This is a genomic window from Akkermansia muciniphila, assembly GCF_040616545.1.
GTDB lineage: Bacteria > Verrucomicrobiota > Verrucomicrobiia > Verrucomicrobiales > Akkermansiaceae > Akkermansia > Akkermansia muciniphila_E.
This window is the reverse complement of sequence record NZ_CP156688.1, coordinates 2056480-2074028: the sequence shown is the minus strand read 5'-3', so window position 1 is coordinate 2074028 and position 17549 is coordinate 2056480. Positions and strand designations below refer to the sequence as shown.

General features: G+C 55.5%; 12 protein-coding genes and 1 tRNA gene. 8 read left to right on the top strand and 5 right to left on the bottom strand.

All coding sequences use genetic code 11. The features are described from left to right. Positions 1-18: 18 nt before the first annotated feature. Positions 19-687: a tRNA (adenosine(37)-N6)-threonylcarbamoyltransferase complex dimerization subunit type 1 TsaB gene (tsaB, locus tag ABGM91_RS08540; RefSeq protein WP_354831431.1), complete on the bottom strand. Its 669-nt coding sequence runs from the start codon at positions 685-687 to the stop codon at positions 19-21. Positions 688-812: 125 nt separating this feature from the next. On the opposite strand from tsaB, the gene ABGM91_RS08535 reads away from it, so the two are divergent. The 3 genes from ABGM91_RS08535 (at position 813) to ABGM91_RS08525 (ending at position 2887) form a co-directional block, all read left to right on the top strand. Next, a complete protein-coding gene (locus tag ABGM91_RS08535; protein WP_215429292.1) occupies positions 813-1721 on the top strand; it encodes a hypothetical protein in 909 nt (302 codons plus the stop codon). Between the two features lie 80 nt (positions 1722-1801). Continuing rightward, on the top strand, positions 1802-2323 hold the full coding sequence (locus tag ABGM91_RS08530; protein WP_215429294.1) for a hypothetical protein: 522 nt from the start codon (positions 1802-1804) through the stop codon (positions 2321-2323). A gap of 111 nt (positions 2324-2434) precedes the next feature. Next, the gene (locus tag ABGM91_RS08525; protein WP_354831428.1) at positions 2435-2887 is read left to right on the top strand and encodes a hypothetical protein; all 453 of its coding nucleotides are present in this window, start codon (positions 2435-2437) and stop codon (positions 2885-2887) included. Positions 2888-2914: 27 nt separating this feature from the next. On the opposite strand, the gene ABGM91_RS08520 is transcribed toward ABGM91_RS08525, so the two are convergent. The 3 genes from ABGM91_RS08520 to ABGM91_RS08510 all read right to left on the bottom strand — a co-directional run bounded on the left by ABGM91_RS08520 (position 2915) and on the right by ABGM91_RS08510 (position 5308). Next, positions 2915-3841 carry a hypothetical protein gene (locus tag ABGM91_RS08520; RefSeq protein ID WP_354831426.1) on the bottom strand — a complete coding sequence of 309 codons (927 nt, stop codon included), beginning with the start codon at positions 3839-3841 and terminating at the stop codon, positions 2915-2917. Between the two features lie 14 nt (positions 3842-3855). Then, entirely contained in the window at positions 3856-4515 is a 660-nt protein-coding gene (locus ABGM91_RS08515; protein WP_354831423.1) for a hypothetical protein, read from the bottom strand. Positions 4516-4819: 304 nt separating this feature from the next. Then, entirely contained in the window at positions 4820-5308 is a 489-nt protein-coding gene (locus ABGM91_RS08510) for a thermonuclease family protein (RefSeq protein WP_354831420.1), read from the bottom strand. A gap of 482 nt (positions 5309-5790) precedes the next feature. Here ABGM91_RS08510 and ABGM91_RS08505 point away from each other — a divergent pair, with 482 nt between their 5' ends. Both ABGM91_RS08505 and ABGM91_RS08500 read left to right on the top strand, forming a co-directional pair. Next, complete coding sequence (locus tag ABGM91_RS08505; RefSeq protein ID WP_354831417.1) at positions 5791-6624, top strand: hypothetical protein; 834 nt, start codon at positions 5791-5793, stop codon at positions 6622-6624. Between the two features lie 14 nt (positions 6625-6638). Beyond that, positions 6639-7547 carry a hypothetical protein gene (locus ABGM91_RS08500; protein ID WP_354831415.1) on the top strand — a complete coding sequence of 303 codons (909 nt, stop codon included), beginning with the start codon at positions 6639-6641 and terminating at the stop codon, positions 7545-7547. A 352-nt stretch (positions 7548-7899) separates the two neighbouring features. On the opposite strand, the gene ABGM91_RS08495 is transcribed toward ABGM91_RS08500, so the two are convergent. Then, positions 7900-7974: transfer RNA gene (locus ABGM91_RS08495), tRNA-Arg, on the bottom strand. 272 nt (positions 7975-8246) lie between these two features. Between ABGM91_RS08495 and ABGM91_RS08490 the strand changes: the two genes are divergently transcribed. The 3 genes from ABGM91_RS08490 to ABGM91_RS08480 all read left to right on the top strand — a co-directional run bounded on the left by ABGM91_RS08490 (position 8247) and on the right by ABGM91_RS08480 (position 17460). Then, the gene (locus tag ABGM91_RS08490) at positions 8247-9704 is read left to right on the top strand and encodes a hypothetical protein (RefSeq protein WP_354831412.1); all 1458 of its coding nucleotides are present in this window, start codon (positions 8247-8249) and stop codon (positions 9702-9704) included. Between the two features lie 95 nt (positions 9705-9799). Next, a complete protein-coding gene (locus ABGM91_RS08485; protein ID WP_354831409.1) occupies positions 9800-10987 on the top strand; it encodes an iron-containing alcohol dehydrogenase in 1188 nt (395 codons plus the stop codon). A gap of 98 nt (positions 10988-11085) precedes the next feature. Next, positions 11086-17460 (top strand): alpha-2-macroglobulin family protein, encoded by a 6375-nt coding sequence (locus tag ABGM91_RS08480; protein ID WP_354831406.1) that lies wholly within the window; start codon positions 11086-11088, stop codon positions 17458-17460. Positions 17461-17549 lie beyond the last annotated feature (89 nt).

Below are 17549 nucleotides of genomic sequence, written 5' to 3'. Positions count from 1 at the left end.
CAGAAAGTCAAACCTTAATTACGCCTTCACAGCCCAGGCGGGACGTTTGGCGCAAGTGATGTGGGGAGCCCTTACATACAACGGCTCCGCCGGCCCTTTCAGAAATTTCTCCCGGTGGTCCGGGGCCAGGGCCTGCCATGCGGTCCCCAGCGCCTCCGCGTCGGGAACCGCCGGAACGGTGCCCGCCATCTCCCTGGCAGCCAGGGTTTCCGCCGTTTCCGTGGAATAAACGGGGATGCCGTTTTTCAGGCATTCCGCCACACGGTTACGGACCTGTTCCGCGAGAAGCACCTCCGGGGGCGCCGTCAGAAAACCGCGCTCCAGCCTGCCCCATGTCCACCCGCCCCGCCGGGCGTCGGACATCACGAAAGCCTCATCATCATGAATGCCCAGGCCGTTCCAGGAGCTGAACGCCGCCACGCGGGAGCCGTGCACCAGGGAAAGGCCGTCCGCCACGGCAAGCGCCACGCGGATTCCGCCGTAGGCGCCCGGACCAGCCCCCACCGCTATTTCCTTCAAAAGCCGGCCTTCCAGGGAATCCAGAACCTGCCGGACCGCCTCAAAAATGGCGGAGGAATGGTTGCGCTCAGCTCTCCATTCCACGCGGCGCAGCAGTTCCCCTCCGCTCCAAGCCGCGGCGGAAGACTGCGCACAGGAAGTTTCCAGAACCAGCAGAGCATCTTGCATGCGGCGGATTATACAGAAAGTTCCGGCGCGCATAAAACATTTTTTCCTCCGGTTCCCGGAAGGAGCAAATTTGGTTCGCATTTCTCCAAAAGCCCCCTTATGCTGGTCCCGCACCTCCCCACCGCATGCCCAAGGCACCCAAACACACACCGCCGCGCCAGGACTGGCGCCGGTATGCAGAAACCGCCCGGAAGCCGCGCTCCGCGGCAAGCCTGGGCGACATGATGAGGCAATGCAACCGCGACGCCTGGGACAAGACCTACCGCGCCCAGGTTTCCTCCGAATGCTGGGAGGATGAATGCCAGGAATTCACCTTCATGGACCTTCCGCGCAAGACCCGGTTCATCAGGCATGCGGTGGCCACCTTCCTTCTCCTTCCTCTGGCCCTGATTACGGCCATGTCCCTGTGCGACCAGCTGGCCCACGCCTCCGGCAGCCTCAACATCCTGTTCTCCATCCCTGTCTGGTATGCCCTGCTGGGAGCGTCCGTATGGGTGGTGCTTGGCAGCAGCAGGCTGTTCACCTCCTCCCTGCTGTACCTGTATGTGCTGGGCCATGAACTGACGCACGTGCTGGCGGTCCTTTGCAGCCGCGGCTCCGTCCATCACTTCAAGGCGGACCTGGACGGGGGCTACATCCAGACGGATAAAAACAACCTGTTCATCTCCCTTTCCCCGTATTTCCTGCCTCTCTGGGCAATGCTGTGGGGCCTGGCATGGGGGCTGGCGTACATCTTCTGGCCCACGGTTACCTGCCAGGCCCTGCTTTACTCCGGCCTGGGCTTCTGGTGGTGCTTCCACCTGTTCTGGACGGCATGGATCATCCCCAAGGACCAGCCGGACCTGGCGGACAATGGAACCTTCTTCTCCCTTATCCTGGTTTACTTTGCCAACCTGCTTCTGTTCCTGGTGCTGCTGCGCCTGTTCAACGCCGTAAGCCTTCACCGCTTTCTGGCGGACTGCGTCCAGAACGCGGAAAGGCTTTGGGATGCGCTCAGGGACCTGGTCATGCTGGCTGCCGGGCTGTTCCTGTGAAAAATATTCTTTTCCTTACCGGGAATGATGAACGGCAGAAGGTGGAAAGGAATCCAACCTTTCAGCAAAAAGGAGTTCCCATGCACACCGCACATTTGATTACCCTGACCATAGCAGCAATTTCCCTGATGGGCTGCAACCCCAAGGAAACCGTGAACGCTCTAACCTCCGATCAAAACGTCACCCAGCAAATGGCCGTGAGATTTGCGGAGAACATGGTCGGCCTGCCGCGGGCCCTCGTCGTTTCAGACGCCAGAAAAGCGGCCCCGGGGGACAAAGTCACCGTCAAGGGGGCGGTGATTGGCGACGAGCCGGTTTTCTCAAAAAATATTGCCTCCTTCACCATCGGGGATCCGGCCCAGCTCCTGACCAACATGAAGGAGCGGGGAGTTTGGTCCACAGGTACGGTACCGGTGGAAATACGGAAAAACAATACGATGACCGTCCAGTTTGTGGATGACCAGGGACAGCCCATCAAACACTCCGCCAAAGGCGTGAACGGGCTGAAGGAACGTGACGCCGTCATCATTACCGGGACCATTGACCCCCATTCCACCCCGGAAAACCCGGTGCTGAACATTGAAAGCATCGTGGTGGAATAATACCTCTTCTGTGCCAAACCCTGATTCATGTCAAACGGTTCAGGCGTTTTGCGCCTGAACCGTTTTTCATACCAGGATGCGCGCATGGGATTTGATCCAGCATCTTTGGGAATGATAGCGCTGGCCGCCACGTCGGCGGCAGCGGGCGCTGCCTCCGCCTCCGCCCAGAAAAAAAGCGCGGACGCTACCGGAAAAGCAGCGGAGGCCAATGCGGCCACCCTCAGGAATGAGGCGGAACTCCAGAAACAGGCGGGCATGGAAAACGCCAGGCGCATGCAGCAGGACGCCGCCCGGCAGATGGGGGACGCCCGTCTGGACGCCGCCCGGTCTTCCCTGCTGAGGGAGGGATCCGTGCCCGTCACGGAACAGGCACTGGCCACGCGCCTGCAAACCCGGATTCAGGATGAAGCCGCGGAAGCCATGAGAAACGCGCAATCCCTGCACAACCGCGCAAACATGGAGCAGTACCTGGGCCGCGCCAACGCAAGAGCCCAGAAAACCGCGGCGGCAGGCACCCTGCTTTCCGGCTTTGCCCAGGGAGCCAATACCCTGCTGAAATGGTAATGCGGCCCTACCGCAGCCGGAGACAAATCAGCGGGAACTGGAATCCTGCCGGGGTTCCCCCTGCGGAGCCGGAAGGGCCGCGGGCATCACGCCGCCCACCCCTATTTTAATATCCACGGGAACCGGCCTGATGCGGGAAGGCCCCTGATACAGGACAGCCACCTCCATGAACCTGGGCGCTCCCTTGAACAGAAAAGACTTCCCCCTGTCTTCATTATGGGCGTAGTCGCAGGTAAGAAGGGGCTTCACCCTGTTGCCCTTCATATCGTGAAACACAAAATCCTGCGCGCGGAACATATTCTCCGCATACACCTCGGAATAAACCATGAACTTCCATTCCTCCCCCGGTTCGTTCGCCGGGGCATGGCGCTTGCGCCCTTCCAGCCTGGTCACTTTCAGCGTCACCGTCTCCATCTGGGCCATGTCCGCTATCTCCACCCGGTTATTTTCCAGAGCCCTCCGCACGGCAATGGGGTCCGGCGCAGGAATGGACACGCCGCTCTCCTTCAGCTCCACTCTTCCGAAATCCAGGGACTCCAGTCCACGACACAGGGGAAGAAAAAGAGTACCGCTCACCTGAATCCAGCGGGCGCCGCGGGACGGAACGTCCTTTAAATTAATGTGGATGGCCGCCTTCCTCAAGCGCTTGTCCCTGATCCGCTTCTCCTCCAGCCGGACGGAACGGATTCTCAGGCGGACGCCATTGGAATCAGTAACTGTCAATTCCTGTTCAGGCTGCTCCGGCACCAGCATCTCCGGACCGGGAAACACGCAGTACAGGTCAATATGCGTCTTGAGAAAATTAAAAGGCTCCCCCATCACCAGAGACATGGAAGACAACCCGATAATCGGCTCCTTCAAACCGGTTCCGGCATAAGGGACATTCTTCACGGGAATATCCGCCCCCATCAGCACTCCCGCACAGCAGCAGGAGGTTATAACAAACCTTTTCATCAACTTATTCCGGATTAGCAGCCGGGAAAGGCAGAACCTCCCAGGCCGATTTTCATATCCACAGGCACTTTGCGGAACATGCGTTTATTCCAGTAGGAGACCACCACGCGCACGGAACGGCTGCGGGGGGAGACACGGTAGCTCCTCCCCCACAGCCGCATCTTCCTGCCCCGGCGGCTCAACGTGCCCTGGCCCTTCAGGGCCTGTCCGTTTTCATCCCTGACATGGAAGGAATTGAAATAGAAATCACTCCTCCCCTCCACCTGCAACTTCCAAAGTTCATAGGACTTTTTCAGGGTAAGGGCCACCTTGTCCTTACGCGGCTTTTCAAGAGGCAGTTCCACCGTAGCCTCTTTCTCCCGCAACGGAAGAACCACGGGGGACAGCTCCACCAGGTCATCCGCAAAAGCGCACAGCAAAAATCCCCGGATGCGGACCCACTCCGCACCGGGATTGGGACGCTGGATGGCCATAGTGATCCAGACGGGATCACCATGCCCCACGTCAAACGCCCTGTCTGCATCAGCAGAAACCCTGTATATTTTCAGAACCTTTCCCGTTGAATCCGTACAGAAAAGCTCCTTCGGAACCTCTTCATAAAAAACGGGGCCTCCCAACTGATCCTCATACGAGCACGAAAGCCCCACCAGCAACTGGGGAATAACACTGTCCACAGAATCCTCAATCAGGACTCTCAGGAAGGACAAATTCAACACCGCCTCACGGAGCAACGGAACATCCGTTGACGCAGCAACGGGCTGAATGGCTGCACACGCAAGCAGGAAACAGGCAGAAAAACAATTCATGGAGTTAGTTACGGAGAAAATCTAACAAATAATTCCATTCATACAAGAAAAATAATCATGATTGCCATGGAATCTCTTCAATGAATTATTTTATTACGTTTCCATATACACAAAAACCCATATTATTATAAAATAACTTATAGGACACCCCATATGTTCCACCTTGGCGTTTTCAAAAACTCCCGCTCTTTTCCTTGCCTCTCTTCCTGTCTCTCCACTCCCATGGTGAAATGGGATACGGTTCAGCCCATAAGCCCTTTTTTCCGGCTTTGGCTTCTGATTCATAAGCGGCCAGCTTTTTACTGGTTGAATATTTATAACGCCATGCCCACCCTTCCTTCACCATCTCATCATTCACGCGCGATGCTCCACACAGGACCAGCCCCAGGATGCGGCCATACTGGTCAACCCCGGCATATTGGACCGTAACCGTTTCTCCCCAAACAAGCTTTTCCAGATAAGCCTTTGCCTCTTCCCCTCCGGCCTGTCCGTATTCCGGAGCGTCAATCCCTTTAAGCTGCACCCGGTGCGTGCGCTTTCCCTCCGGCCCCTTCTCCAAAAGAATGACCGTGTCACCGTCAACAACATTGATGACAATTCCCCGGAGGGTTTCCGCATACGTGACGCCCATGCCTAGCAGAAAAAGAAGGAGCAATCTCATGAGCATGAATGGTAACATAATAACTTTCGGTCCACAATAACAAAGGAGCATCCACTTTTCCGTAAAATCAAAACTTTCCCTGTTCAGGCGATAAAATCCCACCTTGAGTTTCGAGAAACAGCCTCATTCCAGCGTTCCTGGACTGTTGAATCTTTCAGATAAAGGTCAACATTCCCGATCGCCCTTTTTGGCAGCAACCAAAATCGTTGATATGAGGCATTCTCCATCCAAATGAACTAAAAAATTTATAAAAACTTGCTAATTCCAGACAGTAATCTATTTTCTGTTGCATAGCAGTTATAAGACTCCGGTCATTACAGGCAAATGTAGCTCCGAAACAAAGTTCAGCATAGCCACGGTTGATGCTATGGGTTTGAGTTTCATAATTCACTTACTATCTGAATTTTAGAATATTTAAGCAACAACCAGACGCAAAACCAATGGGAAGGGGAAAATATTTTATATTTATTTTTGCATGCGCCATGATGAATGTCACAGATGCTCATGCGGAGAACAGAATGTTGGAAATCACATCCCAAACAGAAAACCCATCAGCTGATTGTATCATTAAAAAATTAAATAAAAAAAAGGATAAGGCACGAAAAGAAATCGGAATAGGAGAAATCGTAACACTGACATTAACCCGCAAAGGAGGCAAGCCCTTAAATAAAAATACGAAGGTTACCTGGACTAAAAAAGGTAATGGCGCAACGTTAAAGGGCCGAGGAACTACTGCAACCTTGACGGCTGACTTGATCATGGAAAATAATAATGTTACCGTCAAAGCAGAAGCTGATGATTTTCCTCCAGCAGAAATCACTTTTAACATTAAAAAACCTACTCACTTAACAGGAAAAAAGGGAGAAGAATCCGGCAAGCAATCAAATATTGGCTTTGGCATTATTGGAAGCATTATTATTACTGTGCATCCAACTTCGGTCAGTTTTGCCAGGTGTGGCATCATCGAAAAAGATGGCGGTACCGTCATTGATCCGAAAGCTCGTCCACCATTTGACGTTAACGATCATGATCCGGGCAATAACGGCAATCCGCCCAATGCGCGCAACGAAATCTTTGATAAAGTAACTTTGGTTATGTTCTTTAACACCATTTCTAAATTAAACGGAACGTGCAGATGGACATGGTTATGCAATTATGAAGCAACTCAAATCAAGAAACGCATTGAACAAATCCAGCAGACATTTGCCGTCACACGGACAAATGATCCTAAATTCCCAAAACAGAAAAATTGTTCCGGCACCATTACAAAATTCAAAGTTCTTTTTTCGGTAAAAGCTACAGAACAAACATTATAAATTTTTATCATAAGATGATGAAGCTATTAATATCGGTTGGATTCCTCATTTTTTCCATCTATCCCGCCATGGCAAAAATACAATTATTTGACTCCAGCCTCGTCAAACCCGATTATCCCGATGTTTTAAAAAACATTCAAGCACCTGCGTCAACATTAAAAAAACTTCTTGATGACGGTCAATCAGGAAAATTTTTCAAGGAAGCAGCTGTAGAACTCGAACGCATCAGGGAGCTTGCGGCAGAGAATGAATTCCCAAGTGAAGAAACCCGTAAAAACACTCCCTGGATTTTTTATTTCATCGCCAATACTCCTCTTGTTGTCATAGATTCAGCCGAGCAGGCAAGGAGCGCCATCAACAACCATGACGTAGATCTTTATCTTAAGGAGGAAGCCCTGGAAATGCTCACCATTTCAACTTATCGTGACCTTTTTCCCGATGGTAAAGCATCAAGAGAATTGATGGCATCCTACGGAGCTGCCATCATGCGCAGCTTCCTCAACGGCACCAAATCAAAATCCTACTCGGACAAGCCGATATTCGTTTCCGATGAAGAAGTAAAAGCCATGCTGAAGAGAGACATCAAGATCATGGAAAACACATTTTCTGAAATTGCTCAAATCCAAAAAAAAGGAACGGGGGCGGAAACAGACAAAAAGATAAATGACGTCTCTGGAGACATGAACAAACGGATTAACGACAACGGCCAACAATTCCAAGATCACACCGTTATGGTCAACACGCAAACCTCCCGAAACCTTCTGCTAAAGAATATTATTGAACGCTCGGAGAAGAATTTCATGATTCTTCTTACTGATTTATTTCCCGGCAAAAAAACAGAGATTCGAAAATATATTAAGATGGCAGGATATTCGGACCAAGAGATTCGTAAATTTATCGAGCGCACCTTGGAAAAAGATTGAAAGGCCAAATTGCTCAATAGAACACTTGGCACTCGAAACTAAAATCAATCCGGAGTTAGCATCAACTTACTTTCCTAAATCAATTCATTACGAAAGCTTTCGTTTTTCGGATGGGCCACCATTGAGAATAGCGGGTATTCTCTCCGTTTTTACCTGCTGTTCCCTGCAACGTACAACGAGACAAGCCAAGCATGGTTTGTCTTCTTCCACTCAGCCGTCAACGGGCATACCTTGTGAAAAGTACAAAATGTACCCTTGAATGTAGCTCAACCTAGCAGATCATGATGATGCATTAGGGGAATGCAATAAATAGAAAATCCTCACAAGCATTTAACTTGTAAGGCTTTATAAGTGGCGTCCCCGGTAGGAATCGAACCTACATCTAGTCTTTAGGAGAGACCCGTTCTATCCATTGAACTACGGGGACCGGACATTGTCCGTGCAGGACAATAAACGGGAAGATTCCTCCGCTCAAGCAAAAAGCGGGGCGATTGCGCCATGGACCTTGATTTTAAAGCGTTTTTTCCTAGGATGTTTTTTGTGAGATTCTTTCCCGCTGCCTGCCTTCTTTCTCTTCTCCACCCTTCCCTGGCCGCATGCGGCCAGGGAAGGGACAGCCTGCCGGATGCAAGGCCGGCCATACGTGCCATTTACCAGCCCGCTCCTACCCCGGATCAAATAGAATTAGGTCCGGAAAAAGTGAAGTATTACCCACTCCGCCTTTACTGGGAATGGGAACGGCATACTCCCCGGATCCTGTCCCTGCTTTTGCCGGAAGCGGCCCAGAATTATGAAATGGCCGCTGTGGACTGTCCTTCATGGGAGCCGGAACGCGCAGTCGCCCTCATAGGAAACGAACTCCACTGGGCGGTAGCGGCAGAAGGCAACAAAACGGATTATTTTATCAGCAGCACTCCCCTCTGGAAGAGCTGGTGGGCCTCCCTTCTTGAAAAGTATCTTCCGGATTATTTTCCGGAAAATACATTCCCTGCATGGCTGCACCACTCTGCCGCTCTGCTGAATGCATGGAAGGATCAAAAAATCCGCCGTCTGCATTGGCAGGAGTATAGCAGGAATTACGTTCGCCGCGGCGTTGCCATCCTGCCGCATGCTCTGGCGCAGGAACTTAAAACCACCTGGAAGAAGTGCCTGGAAACCGCCGTGCTGGACATTCCTGCGGAGATGTTTGCGTGCTGTGACCAGGGATATTCCTTTTACTCCACAACTCCCGGCCTGATTGCCACGGAATTGCATTATTACCGCGGTCCTTTACCCCTGAAACGCCGAATGTTCCACATTTTCCATCTTCTTGTGGACGCGGCGAGCATGAATGATTTTACGCCCGAAACTCAATTCATGATTAATGAGTTATGTTCCGATACCCGCAGAATAGCCGGAGAAATGAAAATAGTTCCCCCACGCAGTTTTTACTGGCGAGAGTTGAACGCGAAATTTTATTCTTCACTTCCCGACTCGGCAAATAACTTTTGGGAAGGGAAAAAGCCCTCTTTACGCCCGGACAAGTCCGTTGAAGCATACCTTCGGAAAGAATGCATGATGCTGCCCCTTTCAACAAATCCGGTCTGGAAGGATTTGTTCCCCAACGCTCCGGAACACGCCACAGCCTGGATGAACATTTATTCGGACGGCCAGTGCGGGGGCGCCTATATCCACCAGGGATTCCTCCACACGGCCACCACGTATCTGGGACGGCATTCCCGCCTCCTGTACGATTTCAGCCGGATGGACCATCCGCCCGCCATGACGCCCTATGACTTGTGGTGGGACGGGGAAGAGATGAGAGTCCGGCGTTCCTTTTTGAAACTGGAACCTGCCGCGGAACGGGAATTAAAGGAATATCTCCATTTGCTTTCCCGCTTCCGGGGCGGCACGAATCATCAGGAAGCCTTCTCCGGCCTGCTGTTCAGCACGGACCTGGGCCACAAAGACCTGATTTTGCAAGCTCTTAGAGAAGAATTCATGGAAGATGAGGATTCCTGTCCCCCCGTTCAGTCATCCGTGCTCGACCACGTTTATTCGTTCTGGACTTCGGGAGACGTCAACTATCTTCAGGAAGGCTCCGACCAATTGAATCAGCTCCGGAAAGACAGGGAGGAATTGGAACGGTATATGGAAAAACATCCTGCGGAACAGTAAATCCGCTCTTCCGTAAGCGGAACTGGGCGCACAAAAGCCTTGAGCCGGGAACGGAAGGGCCGTAGCGTTAAAGGCACCATCCCCGTCTTCCAGCCATGCTCAATTTCGTTTACGACAACAAGACCACGCTCATTTTCGGAAAAGGCACCCAGCATGAAGCGGGCGCCCTTCTCAAACCGTTCGGCAAAAAAGTCCTGCTCCACTACGGGGGCGGCAGCATCAAGCGTTCCGGCCTTTATGACGCCGTCACAGCTTCCCTGAAAGCCGCCGGGGTGGAGTATGAGGAACTGGGCGGCGTCCAGCCGAACCCCACGCTTCCCCTGGTGTATGAAGGCATCCGCCTCTGCCGGGAACACGGCTTGGGCCTCGTGCTGGCCGTGGGGGGAGGAAGCGTGATTGATTCCGCCAAGGCGATTGCCCTGGGCGTTCCTCATGAAGGAGACGTATGGGATCTTTATCTTTCCAAGAAACAGCCGCAGGCGGACCCACTTCCCGTCGCCACCGTGCTGACCATTCCCGCCGCAGGCAGCGAGAGCAGCCCGAATACCGTCATTACCAATGAAGAGACCAGGCGCAAACTGGGGTACGGCGCCCCCCAGCTGCGCCCCGTATTCAGCATCATCAATCCGGAATTGTTTTTCACGCTCCCGCACCGCCAGATGGCCAACGGCGTCAGCGATATGATGAGCCATATTTTTGAGCGCTATTTCACCAGAACCCTGCATACGGACCTGTCCGACGGCCTGTGTGAAGCCACCCTGCGCACCATCATGAGAAACGCCCGCATCCTGAACGGGAACCTGCATGATTACGACGCCTGGGCGGAGATCGCCTTTTCCGGCAACATCGCCCATAACAACCTGCTGGGCGTGGGCCGTGAACAGGATTGGGGATGCCATGCCATGGAGCACGAATTGAGCGCCCTGTATCATGTGGACCACGGCGCGGGCCTGGCCGTCGTCACCCCGGCATGGATGAAGTATGTTTCCCCCAAGCACCGGGAGATGTTCGTGCAGTTCTCCGTGAATGTGATGGGCGCGGAAGGCTCCTTCCGGGAACCGGATGCCCTCATCCGGGAAGGCATTTCCCGCCTGGAACGTTTTTACCGGGAGCTGGGGCTTCCAACAGCCATGGAAGAGCTGGGCATCCGGCCCGAAGACTTCCCCCTGATGGCGGAACAGGCCATCAGCGTGCGCGGCCCCATCGGCGGGTTGGAAAAGCTGGACGCCCGGGATGTAGAAGCCATTTACCGCCTGGCGTGTAAAGACAGGCTGCCTGAGTGACGGAAGCCCCGTCCATTTACAGGCATTAAGACAATTTCCCGCATTTTGTAACCTACTTGTAACTTGCCAAATATTTTCCGGGGAAGTATTCTGGCTGAATGAACAGAATCTTTTCCGCGCTTTTTCTGGCGGCGGGCATGCTGGCTTCCGGAATGGCTTCCGCAGCATCCTCCGGCACCTCCCCGCAGGAACAGGAGGGACAAGCCGCCAGGGATGCGGACAAGGCTTCCTCCCCTGCCGGACAACAGAGGAAGCAGTCCACGGAGGCGATCGAAAAGCTTTTGGAGAAAAGGCTGTTCAAACAGGCTGCCGAACAGTCCTTAAAACAGCTTAACGAATACGATGACCAGTACAGCGGAGCGGATTTACTTCTCTACTACCAGGCGCTCAAGCGACTGAACGCCCTGGACGATTCCCTGAACCTGGATACCATCCTGCAAGAGCAGATGAAGCGCCACGGGAATAATCCGCAGTTCCTGATGGATGCCGCCCTCCTGTATCAGGACGCCTTCCATACGTTCAAGCTGGTGGACGGGGCCTATATCCGCGGCAGTGAGCCATGGGACGGGGAATATTCCGGAGAGGCGCGGGACCGGGTGCAGGCCCTCCGGTGCCTTTTCAAGGCCATGCAGCTGGCGCAGAAGGGCGGGGATATGAAGCTTCTGGGGCAACTGCGCTTCCTGACGGCGCAGGCTTTATTGATCAGAAGCAGCCGCTACAATTCCCCTTCCCCCTTCCAGGCTTACGCCGCCCTGGGCAACCTGACCAGCCTGAAGGAACTGCCGGATTACGTTTCCAGGGAGGAAGCCTCCCCCTTCCGGAACGTCGGAACGGTGCCCGTCACGGTTAATCCGGAGACGGGAAAACCGGAGGTGGTTTTCTACCATGCCTCTTCCTCCTGGGAGACAGCGAAGAATGACGGGGAGCGCATGCGCTGGCTGCTGGATGCCGCCATTCAGGCAGACCCGGAAATGGCCAACCAGATCAACTGTTATACGGCGTCCTGGTGCCAGCAGCTGTTTTCCTATTCCAATACGGCTCCCGACCAGGAATTCGTGTACGGCCCCGGCAACGCGGGCGCCGTGGCGGGCATCAATCCGGCGGAATTGAAGACGAACCAGACCGTGGTTAAAACGGACCGCACAGGCAAGGGTAAATTCATGCTCGTCACCCTTCCCCCGGATTACGATTTCATCAGGATTGCCTCCACCGTCACGCCCGCCCCCTATCCGAAGTATTACATTACCGCTTCCAATCTGGCCGCCGATGAATTCCTGTCACGCAACCAGAGGCCGCACGCAGCGGAAACACTGGCAACGGCCTTGAAAAACTGGAACGCGCAGTCCTGGGATCAACAGGACAAGGAAGGATTCCTGCGCATGGCTGATAACCTGAAGAAACGCATTGCCGCCATCACGGAACCCAACGGAACTTTTGACGCGGACAAGAGAATCCTGTTATCCGGAGAACCCGTTACGGTTTCCTTCTCCTACCGTAACGCCGCCCGTGCCCGCGTTACGGCCCGTTCCGTGGATATGCGGCGGTGGCAGCAGGAACGGATGAACAAGGTGCAGTCCTCCAGTACGCTGGGCAAGGCGTACAGGAAGAAGTATTCCAGTATGGGGACTCTTCTTTTCAATTTATTGCATGACAAGTCATACGCGGACTACCTGGGGGAAGAAATCAAGGGGCCGGATGCAGCTCTGGACCCGGGAGACCGGCACCTGAACCGGATCGCCCAGATTCCCGTTCCTACGGAGCAGCCCGGCTGGTACCTGCTTACCGTTACGCTGGACAACGGTTACCGCTTCCACCGCTTCCTCACCCTGTCGGACATGGTGCTGGTGCGCCGTTCCGTTCCGGAAGGCAACCTCTGGTTCCTGGCGGACGCCAAAACAGGAACGCCCGTGGAAGGGGCTGACCTGCGCCTGCTGCGCTACCGGGAAGATAAAACGCTTAAAAAGCATCAGGTGAAAGGGACCACGGACAAGGACGGAGCCCTGATTGAAACCATTCTGTCCCCGGACAGGCAAAATCCCTTTTATTCCATGTTCCTGGGCATCGCCTCCAGGGGGAACAGCTACGTGATCGCGGGGCTGGAGGGTTATGGCTGGGAATCCGGCAACCAGCTCATGGGCACTGACAACAAAGCCTCCGATCCCTATTCCTGCTTTTTCCTGGAAAGCCAGCCCGTGTACCGCCCCGGGCAGACGGCCCGCTTTAAGGGCGTTCTCTTCCGTCCGGACATCGCGAATCCCGGAACGCAGGATTGCGCCGGGAAAAAACTGACGCTGACCATCACGGACCCCACGGGAGACAAGAGTGTTTTTCCGCCAAAAACTGTCACTACGGATTCCACGGGCTGCTTTGAACTGGAACTGCTCATCCCGGCAGGAGCCCAGCTGGGACAGTATTCCGCCAGCCTGCAGCTGCAAGATTCCGCCGACCCTGATTTCAGGCTGTACGCCCCGCTTTTCCGGATGGAAGAGTACAAGAAACCGGAATTTTCCGTCAAGATGGACGCGCCCTCCAAGCCCATCCGCCTGGGACAGTCCATCCCCGTCTCCATCCAGGCGGATTATTATGCGGGCGGCCCCGTGAGTGAAGGGAAGGCCACCATCACCATTACCCGGACGCTGGGAGCGGACGTCTGGACGCCTTATTGGAAATGGGGCTGGCTGTATGACCGCTCCTTCAGCCCGTATTACATCCCCTTCTCCCTTGACGCACCCCTCACCGTCCTGGAAAAAACAGTGCCGCTGGACAAGGATGGAAAAGCATCCGTGGAACTTTCCACGGCGCAGGATGCACGGGATTTCGCCTCCCGGAACATCACTTACCGCGTCTCCGCCAGTGTTACGGACGCTTCCCTGCGGGAAATTTCCGCTTCCGGCCAGGTAATCGCCACTTCCCGCCCGTTCAACATCTTCACCTCCCTGAACCGCGGCTACGCGCCTACCGGAACGTCGGTGCAGGCCACCATCACCGCGGCCACGGCGGACGGAGTCAAGATAAACGCCGCCACGGGAACGACGGTGTTGCAGCATATCAAGGCGGACGGCAGCCGCCAGGCTCTGGAAACCTGGAACATCACCACCGGAAAGGAAGGGGAGGCCTCCCTTTCCTTCCAGACCAGGGAATCAGGGCTGTACGCCCTCTCCACCACGCTGGAGGACGGGCAAGGGAACAAGGTGCAGGAATCCTTCCAGTTCCTTTCCTACGGAAAAGGAAAACATAATCCATTTAAAATCAACCCTCTTGACATCACTCCGGATAAGAGGGAATACGCTCCGGGAGATACGGCCAAATTGCTCGTTACGTCGGACTACCCGGACGCCCGCGTCTGGACCTTCCTGCGCAACTCCTGGAAAAACGAGTCCCGCCGCCTGGTTTCCCTGGACAGGCAGACTGCCCTGGTGGAGTGCCCGCTCTCCCGTGAAGACATGCCCAACATAGGCGTGAACGCCTTCACCGTCAGGAACGGGGAACTTCACCAGGCCTCTGCGGAGCTGCTGCTGCCTCCGGACAGCCAGATACTTTCTCCTTCCGTCACGCCGGGCAAACCCCAATACCAGCCCGCGGAACAGGGAAGCGTAACGGTCCAGGTGAAAGGCCCGGACGGCAAGCCCGTGAAAAACGGCATCGTGACCCTGGCCGTTTATGACAAGGCGCTGGAATACATCGCCCGCCCCAACATCACGGATATAGCCAAAACCGTTTGGGGCAGACTGAATGGAACCACCTTCCTCAACCTGAAAAAAATGACGGCCTCGGGAACCTCACAGGACAGGGGGCCGGACCAGCCTTATTTCCAATCCCTGCTGTTTTACGGCAGATATGGATATATGACGCAGACTAGCGCGTTCGCTTGGGGAGGCCCTCCGTCCGGAAATTCTGCCATCCTCAGCAAGTCGAAGAGCCGCGTCCTGGCTGAAGGAGCAGCCCCGGCCGCAGCGCCGGCTCCGGTAATGCAGTCCAAGGCCGCAGACGAAGAAAGCATGGAGAATGATTCCTTTGCCGCCGGACAAGGGAACACGGATGCACCGGAAAACGCCTCCCCTGCCATTCAACTGCGCACCAACTTTGCGGACTGCATCAAGTGGTGCGGCACGCTCAAGACAGATGGGGAGGGGAACGTCACCGTACCCGTGGAAATGCCGGACAACCTGACCACCTGGAAGGCCGCCGCCTGGGTCATCACTTCCAGCCTGCAGGTGGGGCAGGCCTCTGCTGAATTCCTGACGACGAAGGATTTCATGGTCAGCATGCAGGCCCCGCGCTTCTTTGTGGAAAAAGACGTGGTCATGCTCAGCGCCCTGGTCCGCAACCGGACGGACAAAGCCGTCCGCGCCCGTGTTTCCATTTCCCTGAAAGACGGCTGCCTGGAACTTCTCCCGGCTGACGCTCCGGCGGTGAAGGGGCTTGCCGCGGACACGGACAACTCCGCGGTGCGGGAAGTGGATGTGCCCGCCCAGGGCCAGGCAGTCGTCAACTGGTGGACCGCCGCCATCCGGGAGGGAACCGCTACCGTCGCCATGGAAGCGGCGGCGGGTTCCGCCGGGGACGCCATGCAGATGAACTTCCCCGTGCTGGTGCACGGCATGAAGCAGCTCCACGCGGACAGCGCCGTGGTGCTGCCCGGAGAACAGGAACAGCAGCTCTCCATCACCCTGCCGCAGCAGCGGCGCAGGGAAGAAAGCGAACTGGTCGTCAAGGTCTCCCCCAGCATCGCCCTGAGCATGGTGGAGGCCCTGCCCTACCTGGCGGAATATCCCTATGGCTGCGTGGAGCAGACGCTCAACCGCTTCCTGCCCGCCCTCGTGGTGACGAACACGCTCAAGCAGCTGGGGCTGAACCCCGGCGCGGCGCTGGAAAGCCACCGCAACCTGAATCCCCAGACAATCCGGGACAAGGCCTTTTATGACGGCGTCATGAAGAGGCTGGAACGCAACCCCGTGTATGATGAAGCCGCTCTGAAGAAGCTGGCCGCCAAGGGAATTGCCTCCCTCCGGGAGAAACAGCTCTCCAACGGTTCCTGGGGATGGTTTGGAGGAGCCAATGAGGGAGACCCCGTCATGACGGCCCATGTGGCCCATGGCCTCAAGCTGGCCTCAAACACGGTCAAGGTACCGGAGGGCATGCTTTCCGGCGCCGTCCGCTGGCTGGAAAACTACCAAGCGGCCCAGGCAAGCCTTCTGGCGAAGGGAGACGAGTACCGGAAGCTGGAACAACTGCCGGACGGCCCCGGGAAGAAGGAGGCCATCCGCAAACTGGGGGATTACCGCCTGACGGCTTCAGCAACGGACGCCCTGGTTTATTCCGTGCTGGTGGAAGGAGGCGTCATCAACCTTCCCATGGAACGCTACCTCTTCCGTGACAGGCTGGAGCTCCCCGTCATCAGCCAGATCCAACTGGCGGAAATCCTGCTGGACGCCCACCGCATGGACGATTTCAAAAAGGTGATGCCCATCATCTCCCAGTTCCTTCAGCAGGACGACTCCCTGCAAACCGCCTGGCTGCGCCTCCCGAACGAAGGTTACTGGTGGCGCTGGTACGGAAGCGACGTAGCCACGCAGGCGGCCTACCTGAAGCTGATGGCCAAAAGCGACCCCAACAATCCCGTCACGGCGCGCCTGGCCAAATGGCTGCTCAACAACCGCTCCAACGGCTCCTACTGGAACTCCACCAAGGACACGGCGGACTGCCTGGAAGCCCTGTCAGCCTATCTTTTCCAAACCAGGGAAGGCATGGAGGACATGGAAGCGGAAATCCTTTACGACGGCGTCCCGGTCAAAACGATTGCAAGCACTAAGGAAACCCTGTTCACCTTTGACAACGTCTTCCGCATGAGCGGAAAAGACCTGGCGGACGGCAAACACGCCATCACCATCCGCAGGAAGCAAGGCAAGGGCAACATTTACGCCAACTCCACGCTCACCTACTTTTCCCTGGAAGACCCCATCCCCGCCGCCGGGAATGCCGTTACCGTGGAGCGCGCCTACTACCGCATCCAAAAGGAAACCGTGAAGGACGGCGCGGTCAGGGATACCCAGACGGACAGCGGGGAACTCGTCTCCCAGGGGAAGGACGTGACCCGCCGCACCCTGCTGCAACATGGAGACGTCATCGCCAGCGGCGACATCATTGAAGTGGTGATGACCGTGAAGACGAAGAACGACGTGGAATACCTCATGCTCCTGGACCCCAAGCCCGCAGGGTGCGAATCACAGGAAACCGCCAGCGGATACGCCTGGATGGGAACCGTCTCCGGCTACAAGGAAATAGGGGATGAGGAAATACGCATCTTCCTCTCCTCCCTGCCGATGGGGAGCTACCAAATCAGCCACCGCCTCCGCGCGGAACGCCCGGGGCGTTTCAGCGCCCTTCCCGCGGTGATTGAAGCCATGTACGCTCCGGAACTCCGCGGCAACAGCCGGGAACACAAGATAGGCATCTCCATGCCTGCCGAATAGCAATCCCGTCCGTCCCGCCTTTTACCCCGGCGCCCGGAACGAACTGTTCCGGGCGTTTTTTAATTCCTCCGGATTACGGCATTCCCGGG